8 protein-coding genes and 2 pseudogenes are annotated in these 12,135 nt (G+C 35.3%); 9 read left to right on the top strand and 1 reads right to left on the bottom strand.

From position 1 onward, the window contains the following. Nucleotides 1–209: 209 nt before the first annotated feature. Together OEI98_RS14280 and ltrA are read left to right on the top strand one after the other, a co-directional pair. Nucleotides 210–989 carry an MBL fold metallo-hydrolase gene (locus OEI98_RS14280; protein ID WP_003871085.1) on the top strand — a complete coding sequence of 260 codons (780 nt, stop codon included), beginning with the start codon at nucleotides 210–212 and terminating at the stop codon, nucleotides 987–989. Nucleotides 990–1,443: 454 nt separating this feature from the next. Then, nucleotides 1,444–2,856 (top strand): group II intron reverse transcriptase/maturase, encoded by a 1,413-nt coding sequence (ltrA, locus tag OEI98_RS14275; RefSeq protein ID WP_266038629.1) that lies wholly within the window; start codon nucleotides 1,444–1,446, stop codon nucleotides 2,854–2,856. 90 nt (nucleotides 2,857–2,946) lie between these two features. Here ltrA and OEI98_RS14270 read toward each other — a convergent pair whose 3' ends face one another. Next, nucleotides 2,947–4,356: an amino acid permease gene (locus OEI98_RS14270; protein ID WP_266038627.1), complete on the bottom strand. Its 1,410-nt coding sequence runs from the start codon at nucleotides 4,354–4,356 to the stop codon at nucleotides 2,947–2,949. A gap of 449 nt (nucleotides 4,357–4,805) precedes the next feature. On the opposite strand from OEI98_RS14270, the gene OEI98_RS14265 reads away from it, so the two are divergent. The 7 genes and pseudogenes from OEI98_RS14265 (at nucleotide 4,806) to OEI98_RS14235 (ending at nucleotide 11,934) form a co-directional block, all read left to right on the top strand. Next, entirely contained in the window at nucleotides 4,806–5,246 is a 441-nt protein-coding gene (locus OEI98_RS14265) for an ACT domain-containing protein (RefSeq protein WP_003871326.1), read from the top strand. A gap of 11 nt (nucleotides 5,247–5,257) precedes the next feature. Beyond that, nucleotides 5,258–6,514, top strand: coding sequence for a homoserine dehydrogenase (locus tag OEI98_RS14260; RefSeq protein ID WP_019908137.1), 1,257 nt, complete (start codon nucleotides 5,258–5,260; stop codon nucleotides 6,512–6,514). Between the two features lie 3 nt (nucleotides 6,515–6,517). After that, nucleotides 6,518–7,573: a threonine synthase gene (gene thrC / locus OEI98_RS14255; protein WP_004399641.1), complete on the top strand. Its 1,056-nt coding sequence runs from the start codon at nucleotides 6,518–6,520 to the stop codon at nucleotides 7,571–7,573. Then, nucleotides 7,563–8,488, top strand: a pseudogene (gene thrB, locus OEI98_RS14250) (homoserine kinase). Before thrC ends, thrB begins: the two are co-directional and overlap by 11 nt. Nucleotides 8,489–8,649: 161 nt before the next feature. Continuing rightward, entirely contained in the window at nucleotides 8,650–9,285 is a 636-nt protein-coding gene (locus OEI98_RS14245; RefSeq protein ID WP_266038617.1) for an IS607 family transposase, read from the top strand. Continuing rightward, nucleotides 9,242–10,437: pseudogene (locus OEI98_RS14240) on the top strand (RNA-guided endonuclease InsQ/TnpB family protein). Before OEI98_RS14245 ends, OEI98_RS14240 begins: the two are co-directional and overlap by 44 nt. 123 nt (nucleotides 10,438–10,560) lie before the next feature. After that, on the top strand, nucleotides 10,561–11,934 hold the full coding sequence (locus OEI98_RS14235; RefSeq protein ID WP_266038614.1) for a S41 family peptidase: 1,374 nt from the start codon (nucleotides 10,561–10,563) through the stop codon (nucleotides 11,932–11,934). Nucleotides 11,935–12,135: the final 201 nt, after the last annotated feature.

Below are 12,135 nucleotides of genomic sequence, written 5' to 3'. Positions count from 1 at the left end.
TATGTGAATATGTTGATAATTTAATGTTGAAAGTCTTTCTGCTAGAATTATGAGGAATTTTTGAGCTATGAAAAATTTGCACACAGATCGAATGTGAATAATTACTTTTCCTTTAAAAAGAAAATTTCTTCACTTGCCTTAGAAAAATTGTTATAATTAATTGTGATAGCAAAAGAAAGGGGGATACCCGCAATGCGGGTATATTGGCTATGAAGTTTTGTTCCTTGAGGTCAGGAAGCAGTGGAAATGCTATTTACATAAATCATAAAGATGTACATATACTTGTTGATGCGGGTTTAAGCGGTAGAACAATTGAAAAAGCATTACTTAACATAGGGATAAACCCTAAAAGTCTATCTGCCATTCTTATAACTCATGAGCATAAAGATCATATTATCGGAGCCGGGGTACTTTCAAGGAGATACAATATACCTATATATGCCAATAAAGCTACATGGGAGGTAATGGAGAAAGACATAAAAGAAATTTCCGAAAAAAACAAACTCTATTTTACCACAGGAGAAGAATTTGAAATTGGGGATGTAAAAATAATGCCCTTTAAAAAGTCTCATGATGCCGTGGAACCGGTAGGTTTTTCCTTTAAATGTGGAGATAAAAAAATTTCCATTGCTACTGATTTAGGATACATGACGAGAGGTGTTGCAAATCATCTTATAGGTTCCGATATAGTACTTTTAGAAGCAAACCATGATATAGAAATGCTTATCAATGGTTCATATCCATGGCCTCTTAAAAAAAGGATTTTATCTAATTTAGGGCATCTTTCTAATGATGCTGCAGCAGACACTCTCATGAAGCTGTTTAAAATGAAAGCGATAGGGATAGCTTTTTTAGGCCATTTAAGCCAAAATAACAACAGACCAGAACTTGCCTTTGCGACTGTTACAAATGTACTTAAAAAATCAGGAGTAAAATTTGAGGTGCGTATGGCTTTAAGAAATATTGAAAGTGATTTAGTAGAAATATAAACAGGGCCTATTTTGCGAGGCCCTGTTTTTGTATGTGCGCCCGGCATGGGCGATAACTAGGCGGTGAAAGTCCGCTGTGGGCTTGGTAGTGGGAACCACTAGCCAAGAGCAAGGGTGTCCATCGTGAGGTGGAATCTGAAGGAAGCTTAAGGCAAAATCTCGGTCTGATGAATAAGAACCAGATAAGAGGCTGAATTGGGATGGATGAGTTTGCGTAACAAAACGAAGTCCAACACTACCCGAATCCCATACAGTAAATCTGGCAGATATATGAGATGAAAGTTATCGTTCTTACCCGGGGAGGTCTCAAGGATAAGTCATGGGAGTAAAATCTGAAGTGACAACCCATGCAGTGATGTATGGCTGAACCTTGAGAAGTCAGCAGAGGTCATAGTACTTATCTAGACATGAATAGATAAGGAAGGACCGAACGTTAGGAGGTTTTGGAAATCTTATGGACTCGAAAGATATGCAGAGACTGCAGACAACTCAACAAAGAGGCTATCCGTTGAATAGAGAAATGGAATTTCAAAAGACAACGGAAGTGCATAGTATATCATCGGCGTCGGAAGATGGAAGAAACGAGGTACAAAGATATACCAGCAAGATGCTTGAAATGATAGTAGAACGAGGGAACATGGAAGCAGCATACAAGCGCGTTGTTGCAAATAAAGGAAGCCATGGAGTCGATGGGATGGAAGTAGATGAACTTCTACCGTATCTCAAAGAAAACTGGGCAACCATAAAACAACAACTGCTGGAGGGGAAATACAAACCACAACCAGTGCGAAGAGTAGAAATACCAAAACCTGATGGAGGGAAAAGACTACTAGGAATACCTACAGTACTAGACAGACTAATACAACAAGCAATAGCCCAAATACTAAATAAAGTCTACAACCATACATTTTCTGATAGCAGTTATGGATTCAGACCAGGACGCAGTGCAAAAGACGCAATAAAAGCCGCAGAAGCATACATAAATGAAGGATACACATGGGTTGTAGATATGGACTTAGAAAAGTTCTTTGACAGAGTAAACCACGACATAATAATGTCCAAACTAGAAAAGCGGATAGGAGATAAAAGGGTACTAAAGTTAATACGAAGATACCTAGAATCAGGAGTAATGATAAACGGAATCAAAGTATCAACAGAAGAAGGGACACCCCAAGGAGGGCCATTAAGTCCACTATTAGCAAACATAATGTTGGACGAACTAGACAAAGAACTTGAAAGGAGAGGGCATAAATTCTGCCGATATGCAGATGACTGCAACATATATGTAAAAAGCAGGTCTGCAGGAAACAGAGTAATGAAGAGCATAAAGAAATTCATAGAAAGCAAATTAAAACTAAAAGTCAACGAAGCAAAAAGTGCTGTAGATAGACCATGGAGAAGAAAATTTCTTGGATTTTCATTCTACACAAAAGAAAACGAAGTAAGAATAAGAATCCATGAAAAATCCATCAAAAGGTTTAAGGAAAAAGTAAGAGAAATAACCAATCGGAACAAGGGAATAAGCATGGAAAACAGAATAAAAAGACTAAATCAAATAACAACAGGATGGGTCAACTATTTTGGATTAGCAGACGCGAAAAGCATAATGAAAACCCTTGACGAATGGATAAGGCGAAGACTAAGGGCATGTATATGGAAACAATGGAAGAAGATAAAAACGAAGCATGATAACTTAGTAAAACTAGGAGTAGAAGAACAAAAAGCCTGGGAATACGCCAATACAAGGAAAGGCTACTGGAGAATATCCAATAGCCCAATCCTAAATAAGACTCTTACAAATAAATACTTTGAAAGCATAGGTTATAAGAGTTTATCCCAAAGATATCTAATTGTACACAATTCCTAATGAACCGCCGTATACCGAACGGTACGTACGGTGGTGTGAGAGGACGCTGAATAAAATAATTATTCAGCTCCTACTCGATCTTTATTTTAGCTATTGCTTTTGTTGAGCTAGTTTGCTGTGATGTCTGCCGTATGAGAAGTAAATAATCAATCCTATTATAAGCCATACTATAAGTCTTACCCATGTCTCCCATGGGAGAGATGCCATCAAAGCACCTACAAATATAATTGCCAAAAGAGGTGTCCATGGTACACCAGGTGCTCTGAATTTTCTTGGCAAGTCTGGCTGTGTATATCTTAGTACTATAACCGAAATGGATACAAGTACAAATGCCAGCATAGTTCCTATATTAACAAGTTCTGCTATAATTCCTATTGGTAAAAAGCCTGCCACTAAAGAAGTTGCTATTGCTATAAGATATATAGCCAAAGTAGGTGTTCTAAATTTTGGATGAAGCTTTGAAAAAGCAGGTGGAAGCAATCCATCACGGGACATTGCAAAAATTATTCTTGTAGAACCATATGTCATAACCAACAAAACTGTCGTAATACCTGTTAAAGCACCAATGGATACAAGGCCCCTTGCCCAGTTCAAACCTATTATGTTAAGAGCTTTAGCAACAGGTGCTGGGTCATTTAACCGGGCATACGAAACTACACCAGTGAGTATTGCAGCAACAGCTATATAAAGAATAGTGCTAATGCCGAGAGAACCCAATATTCCTATTGGTAAATCTCTTGCAGGATTTTTTGTTTCTTCAGCTGCGGTTGAGACTGCGTCAAAACCTATATAGGCGAAGAACACAATTGCTGCACCTGTAAAAACCCCTTTCCATCCATAAGGCATGAATGGATGCCAGTTTACTGGTTTTACGTGCCATACTGCAACTACTATGAAGAAAAGTACGACAAATACTTTAAATGCAACTGCTATATTATTGACAGTAGCACTTTCTCTTGTACCTATATATACAAGTGCAGCCACTAATAATAAAATGCCTATTGCCGGCAAATTTATAAGTCCTCCTGGACCTTGCCAAGCAGAATGAGCTGCCCAATCAGGAATATTTATTCCTATACTTGCAAGAAGGTTAGTAAAATAACCGGACCAGCCCAAAGCTATTGCTGGAAGTGCAAAGACGTATTCAAGTATTAAGTCCCATCCTATGATCCACGCGAAGATTTCTCCTAATGCAACATAGCTGTAGCTATAAGTTGAACCTGCAATTGGGAACATTGATGCGAATTCTGCGTATGAGATTGCAGCAAAAGCACAAGCCAAACCAGCCAACACGAAAGAAAGTATAATAGCAGGTCCCGCATGTTCTGCTGCAGCAACCCCAGTTATAACGAAAATACCAGTACCTATGATTGCGCCAATACCTAATGCAACAAGGTCAATTGCTGTTAATGATTTTTTTAGTTTGTATTGTTCGCTTTCTGTATCAGCTAATATCATTTCCAAAGTTTTCTTCCTAAAAAGTCCATTTGAATTTGTCATTAAGCTACCTCCTTATAGCAACTATTAAACAAAATTTTGTAAACAAAAACCGTATGCCCCCTTTTTCTAATATAGAAGATAATAAAAAAGTATAAAATAAAAAATTTAAAACTTTAAAGTGATAATATATTACTTTACTATTATATTAAAACAAAACAATAATATATTCAACATTCTTTTCAAAATACTGGTTAAAGAAAAAATTGCAAATTTAAAACTAATAAATTGCAAAATTGACTAAATAATTATTTTAAAAAGCGGAGAAACACGCAATTTAACAAACAATTTATGCAGTTATTAGTTAATTATAGAGCATATTTTTAGTTTCTGTCAATTGCTTTTTTGTTTAGTAAACGTAAACTGCTATTGATTTTTATAATTTAATGTGATAATATGTATTCTATATATGGAATAATGTTTATGCAACAAAAACAGTGGAGGTGAAATTCATGGGAGAAGATGGGAAACTCTATATAATAAGAGAAGAAATCCTTTCAGACTCTCTTAAAAAGACTTTAAAAGTGAAAGAATTATTAGAATCGGGCAAAGTGAAAACCATCAATGAAGCAGTAAAACAAGTAGGCATATCTCGCAGTGCTTTTTACAAGTATAGAGATTATGTTTTCCCTTTTTCTAAATTTAGCAAAGGGAAAATCATAACTTTATCTATGGTATTGGAGCATATGCCAGGAGTGCTTTCTTCTATTCTTGACGTTGTGGCAGATGCGAGGTGCAATGTTGTTACTATAAATCAAAGTATACCTTCGATGGGGGTTGCGAGCGTAACTATTTCTATTGATACCCAGTACATGGAAATGAGTTTGGAAAATTTCCTTGAGAAACTATCCAGTCAAAACGGAGTTAGGAAAATAGAAATTTTAGGAGAATAAGGGGGATATGAATGAAAATAGGACTAATGGGGCTTGGAACAGTTGGAACAGGCGTAGTTCATTTAATCAACCTAAACGGCAAAAACATTGAAAAAAAGATAGGGGAGAAAATCGAGATAAAAAAGATACTTGTGAAAGACCCCAATAAAAAGAGGACACCCCTTGCAGAAGGAAAAATAACTTTTAATGCAGATGACATTTTAGAAGATGAAGAAATAGATGTAGTAGTAGAAGTGATGGGGAAAGAACATCCCGCTCTGGATTATATTATAAAAGCTCTCAAAAGTGGTAAGCACGTCGTCACTGCCAACAAAGAAGTCATAGCAGTTCACGGTAAAGAGCTAATAAAACTTGCGACAGAAAATAAAGTTAGTCTTCTCTATGAGGCATCAGTTGGTGGTGGCATTCCCATCATCAGGCCATTAAAACAATGTCTTGCAGCAAATAAAATATACGAAATCAAAGGAATATTAAACGGAACTACAAATTATATATTGACAGAAATGAAAGAAAAAGGCCTTGATTTTGAAGAAGCCTTAAAGGATGCTCAGCAAAAAGGTTATGCAGAAGCAGATCCGACAGATGACGTGGAAGGCTTTGATGCGGCAAGAAAACTTGCCATACTATGCACTTTAGCTTTTAACAAATTCACTTTGCCTGAAAAAATTTATACAAAAGGTATAAAGTCTATTTCTAAATCTGACATAAAATATGCAGAAGAATTGGGGTACAATGTAAAACTCATAGCTTATGCAAAAATTGACGAAAAAGAGCGATTAGAAGCATGGGTACATCCTGTCATGATAAAAAAAGACAATCCTTTAAGCGGCGTAAATGGAGTCTTTAACGCTATTTTAGTTGATGGAAATGCAGTAGGGGAAGTTATGTTTTATGGACAAGGTGCAGGTATGATGCCTACTGCCAGTGCAGTTGTTGCGGACATAATGGATGTAAAAAACCATATTGTAATTCAAAATGGGTGCGAAGATGCAGACCTTCTTCCTATTGTGGATACTGCATCCAAATATTATATAAGGCTCATAGCCTTTGATAAACCTGGCGTAATGAGCAAAATTACTGGTATATTAGGAGAGAAAGGAATAAGTCTTTTGTCGGTAGTACAAAAAGGGGTTTTAGGGGATACTGCGGAGATTGTTTTGATCACTCATATCGCGAATACAGGGAAAGTATTTGAAGCCCTGGAAGAAATACAAAATCTGAGGGAAGTAGAAAGTATAGAAAGTGTCATAAGAGTAGAGGGGGAATAGTCAATGGGGTGGGAAGGCCTAATAAAAGCTTATAGAGAGTTTATGCCTAGAATAAAAGAGGAAAACATAGTTACATTAAAAGAAGGCAATACACCTATTTATGAGGCTGTAAATCTTCAAAAACTTTTTCCAGGCATAAAAATATATCTGAAATACGAAGGGTTAAACCCAACAGGCTCTTTTAAAGACAGGGGTATGACTGTAGCAGTGTCGCAGGCAAAAGAAGAGGGTTCTAATGCAGTTGTGTGCGCTTCAACAGGAAATACTTCTGCTTCTGCAGCTGCCTATGCAGCAAAGGCAGGGCTCAAGAGCATTGTACTTATACCTGGCGGCAAAATTGCTTTAGGAAAGCTTGCTCAAGCGATTGCTTATGGTGCTAAGGTTATTGCTATAGATGGAAACTTTGATGATGCTTTGAGGTTAGTTAGAGAGATTTCAAAAAAATTTCCCATAACGCTGGTGAATTCTATAAATCCTTATAGGTTAGAAGGACAAAAGACAGCTTCTTTTGAAATATGTGACGAACTTAAAGATGCTCCTTCCTATGTTGCGCTTCCTGTGGGGAATGCAGGGAATATAACAGCTTATTGGATGGGCTTTAAAGAATATTATAATGCGGGGAAAATAAATAAACTTCCTAAAATGTTAGGTTTTCAGGCAGCTGGGGCTGCACCCATAGTTGAAAACAGAGTAATTGAAAACCCTGAGACTATTGCAACAGCGATACGAATAGGTAACCCTGCCAGCTGGGAAAAGGCTGTCGCTGCGAGAGATGAGTCAGGTGGACTCATTGACAAAGTTACAGATGAAGAAATACTGGAGGCTTATGCGCTTTTAGCCAAGAAGGAAGGTATTTTTGCAGAGCCTGCTTCAGCAGCTTCTATTGCAGGGGTTATTAAGAAATACAAGGAAGGATTTTTTAAAGAAGGAGAATCTGTTGTTTGTGTTTTAACGGGAAATGGATTAAAGGATCCAGATACTGCTGTTAAATTAGGTGGAGAGATAAAAACAATAGAGGCGAATCTAAAAGCATTGGAGGAAGTTTTATATGGAGAGTGACATGGTAAAAGTGAGAATTCCCGCTTCTTCAGCAAATTTGGGACCGGGCTTTGACTGCATAGGAGTGGCACTAAATTTGTATACAGAAATTTCTATGGGATTTATAGAAGAAGGGCTCTTGATAGAGGTTTCAGGAGATGACTATAAAGAAATAGAAACAACTGAGGATAATCTCGTCTATAAAGCGGCTAAAAGAGTTTTTGAAAAAACTGAGACACAATATGAGGGATTAAAAATAGAGATAAGAAATGGTATTCCCATAGGCAGTGGTCTTGGAAGTAGTGCGGCGGCGATAATTGGTGGGATGTTAGCAGCAAATGAACTTGCAGGAGGTATTTTAACACATGAGGAAATTTTAGACCTTGCGGCTTCTATGGAAGGACACGCTGATAATGTAGGCCCTGCTCTAAATGGTGGATTAAATATAACTGTTTTTGACGGGGTAAGTACTTATTATGTAAAAAAAGAATTAGAAAATGATTTAAAATTTATCACTTTTACTCCAAAAAAGTTTTAAAGACGGAAATAGCAAGGAGTATATTGCCCAAAAAAGTAGATTTTAAAGATGCTGTATTCAATACAGGTAGGTCTTCTCTTTTGACAGCTGCTTTGTTTAGTGGAAGGTACGACTTGTTAAAGATTGCCTCTCAAGATATGCTCCATCAAAAATACCGCTCTAAACTTATACCTGAAATGTATGCCTGTTTTGAAAAAGCTTTAGAAGCAGGCGCTTATTCTGTTTTTTTAAGTGGAGCAGGCCCCACAATTATGGCTATTTGCTCGGAAGATAAGGTAGATACAGTAGTAGAAGGAGTAGGAAGTGTGTATACTAGCATGGAGATAGATTATAGAGTATATAAACTCCATTGTGAAAATAACGGTGCTCAAGTTTCAAAGGTTTCTCTATCAGTATAGGGAAACCTTTGAAACTTTATTATGTGATAAATTTTTATGATTAACCAATGTGATATAGTAACAAAAAAATATTAAAATGCTTTAAACATATTAAAGTTTTTAATAAAATATATTTACTTTGCTTCGTGAGTTATGCTATAATATTTATGGGTGATATAAATATGAAAGCAAAAGAAGTTTTAGAATTATTAAAAATATCAAGGCCAACACTAACCAAATATGTAAAAGAAGGAAAAATAAGAGTAACAGTTATGCCAAATGGATTTTATGATTATAATGAGGAAGACGTATACAAAATTTTTATGAAAGGTGTTGAAAGGAAAACATACATTTACGCAAGAGTTTCAACCCCAAAACAAAAGAAAGATCTAGAAAATCAAATTGAATTATTGAAACAATTTTGTTTTAGTAATGGGTATAAAATACACGGAGTATTCTCTGACATAACAAGTGGAATTAGCTTTGAAAAGAGGAATGAATTTTTTAAAATGCTTGATGATGTTCTTGCGGGTAAAGTAGAGAGGGTTATTATAGCCTACAAAGACAGGTTAAGCAGAGCAGGATTTGAATTGTTTAAACATTTATTTAGAAAATTTAATACTGAAATGATTGTTGTATCAGAAGTTGGTAATGAGGAGCTTGATTCTCAGGAAATAATTGAAGAAATTATAAGTTTGCTGCACTGTTACAGTATGAAATTCTACAGCAAAAGAAAAATTCAAAAAATAAGAAAGCTTTTAGAAAGCGAGGTGTTTGAAGATAATAGTCAAGAGAGTAGAACAAATACAGATAAATAAAAATCATGAATTATGGCCTTATTGTGATAAAATATGCTTTGCAGCAAAAAACTTATACAATTATGCTAACTACATTACAAGGCAGGAATTTATAAACAACAAAAAATGGATAAGGTACAGGAAGCTCAATAAGATGTTAAAAGAACACGAGACTTACAAAAATTTACCTGCCCAGACAGCACAACAAACCTTGAGACTTCTCGATAGAAACTGGAAATCATTTTTTAAAGCAATGAAAGAATGGAGAAAAGATAAAAGCAAGTTTAATGGGAAACCTAAATTACCAAAATACAAAAAGAAAAATGGGAGAAGCATTGCTATATTCACCAATCAACAGTGTAAGATTAGAGACGGATATTTAACTTTTCCAAAGACAGATCTAAAGCTTAAAACGAGAGTGGAAGGCAAATTAAAAGAAGTCAGGATAATCCCAAAAGGAAGTGTTTATGTTATTGAAATAGTTTATGAAAAAGAAGTAGTTGAAACAAAGAAATCCTCAAAAAGAATAGCTGGAATAGATTTGGGACTTAATAACTTTGCAACTTTGGCAAATAACATAGGCATAAAGCCTATTGTTATTAATGGCAAAGTTATTAAGTCAATAAATCAATATTACAACAAGAAAAAGGCTGAGTTAATGAGTTATGTAGGAGACAGAGGTACCAGCAATAGAATTAAAAAGCTATCAATAAAGAGAGACAACAAAATAAAAGACCTTATGCATAAAATAAGCAGATTTATAGTAAACTTTTGCAAACAATATAATATAGATACACTTGTAGTTGGATACAACCCGGGATGGAAGCAGGAAATAGAATTAGGGAAAATAAACAATCAAAATTTTGTGAGTATCCCTTATTATCAGTTCATAAACATGCTCAAGTACAAATGTGAAGAAGAAGGGATAAACCTCATACTTGCAGAAGAGAGTTATACCAGTGGTTGCAGTTTTTTAGATGGAGAAGAGGTCAGCAAAGAAAACTATGACCCAAGCCGCAGGATAAAAAGAGGATTATTTAGGAGCAACAAAGGTATTTTAATAAACGCGGATGTAAACAGCGCATACAACATTATCAAAAAAGTATTCCCCGAAGCATTTGCGGAGGGGATAGAGGTGTGGGGTTACACCCGGTTAGGCTGAATGTAGCCTAACAAAGAAAAGTGTTTAATAAAATTTTGAATAGTTTTTAATATTTTGAACGCTATTCATAACCTAATTAAACTGTAGTAGCGGAGAGATTATAACTCAATATATTAGAAATGGAGGTATATATTGTGAAAAAATTTTTGGCGCTAATTTTGATATTTTTAATTGCTGCAAGTCTTGCTTTTACTGTTCCAGTACATGTTTTTGCTGAATCTTCAACGCAAACCACGACAGACCAACAACTATATGATAATCTTGCAGACATTGGTTCTATAATGAAGTATATAACAGATAATTATATTGGAGATGTGACATACGATCAACTCAAAGAAGCAGCTTTAAAAGGAATTTTTTCAAGCCTTGATGAATATAGTACATATTTTACAAAAGAAGAGTTTAAAGATTTTACCAAAAATACTTCCGGAACTTTCAGTGGGACAGGAATGGTCTTGACTGAAAAGGACGGAAAAATTGTTGTAACTTCCGTTTTAGAAGGTTCGCCTGCTGAAAAAGCTGGAATCAAAAGTGGTTATATTATAAAAGCAGTAAACGACAAAAGCGTTGAGGGAATGAATATAAACGACGTAGTAAATATGATAATTGGAGAAGAAGGCACAAAAGTAAAGGTCACTTTTGACGTAGGAGGGGCAATAAGAGAATTTGAACTTACCAGACAAATAATTCGTGTCAATCCAGTTTCCTATAAAATAATCGATGGAGTTGGATATATAAAAATACAAGAATTTAATGAAAATACCACATCTAATATAGCAAATGCCCTCACGTATATGGATAATAACGGCATAAATAAAATCGTCCTTGATTTAAGAGATAATCCCGGTGGACTTCTTACAGAGGCGGTAAGTGTTGCAAACTTTTTTGTTCCAAAAGGAGTTGTATTGACTGTAGAGACAAAAAATGGAGAAAATGAAACATATTATTCTTATCTCAATAATCCTAAGTATAAATTAGCAGTTTTAATTAACGGCAATACTGCTTCTGCAGCTGAAATATTAGCAGGGGCTATACAGGATACAAAAGCAGGTATATTAGTGGGGGAAAAATCTTTTGGAAAAGGGACTGTCCAATCAGTAGTGCCATTGCCAGATGGAAGTGGTTTTAAGCTTACAATTGCAAGGTATAAACTCCCTTCAGGCAGATATATTGACAAACAAGGCTTGAAACCAGATATATATGTGGTAAATACTCAATATACTCCTTCATTTAAATTTAATGGCACATTGAAGGTAGGTTCCAGAGGAAATGATGTGAAAATTTTACAGAAGAATTTAAATATATTGAAGTTTAATGCGGGCCCAGAAGATGGTATTTTTGGACCTAAAACGGCGAACGCTGTAAAAGAACTGCAAAGGAAAGCGGGATTAACTCCGACAGGGGTTTTTGATAAAAACACTTATGATGCATTGGTTAAACTGCTTGAAGAATTAAACAATAAGGATATTCAATTAGATAAGGCAATAGAAGTGCTAAAGAAAATGTAACAAGCTACATGCTTTGCATGTAGCTTTCTTAATTTTATAAAATGAATAATTTCTTGCAAAGAGTGTGTTTTATAAATAAAAAATTTTATTTTTCCAGAGAAGGAAAAATGTAATTTATATAGAATAATATTGAATATGAAATTTATGCAACATTAAATAGTAATCATACAAATAGCAAAGCAAAAGATATACAAAGGATTA

The organism is Thermoanaerobacter sp. RKWS2, assembly GCF_026240795.1.
Classification (GTDB): Bacteria; Bacillota; Thermoanaerobacteria; order Thermoanaerobacterales; family Thermoanaerobacteraceae; genus Thermoanaerobacter; species Thermoanaerobacter ethanolicus.
Note: the sequence above shows the minus strand (reverse complement) of the source record. Positions and strands in the feature narration are given on the sequence as shown.

Coding starts and splice junctions, on each gene's coding strand:
- OEI98_RS14280 (WP_003871085.1), top strand. CDS start 210: ATGAAGTTTTGTTCCTTGAGGTCAGGAAGCAGTGGAAATGCTATTTAC.
- OEI98_RS14245 (WP_266038617.1), top strand. CDS start 8,650: ATGAAAGCAAAAGAAGTTTTAGAATTATTAAAAATATCAAGGCCAACA.
- ltrA (WP_266038629.1), top strand. CDS start 1,444: ATGGACTCGAAAGATATGCAGAGACTGCAGACAACTCAACAAAGAGGC.
- OEI98_RS14260 (WP_019908137.1), top strand. CDS start 5,258: ATGAAAATAGGACTAATGGGGCTTGGAACAGTTGGAACAGGCGTAGTT.
- OEI98_RS14270 (WP_266038627.1), bottom strand. CDS start 4,356: ATGACAAATTCAAATGGACTTTTTAGGAAGAAAACTTTGGAAATGATA.
- thrC (WP_004399641.1), top strand. CDS start 6,518: ATGGGGTGGGAAGGCCTAATAAAAGCTTATAGAGAGTTTATGCCTAGA.
- OEI98_RS14265 (WP_003871326.1), top strand. CDS start 4,806: ATGGGAGAAGATGGGAAACTCTATATAATAAGAGAAGAAATCCTTTCA.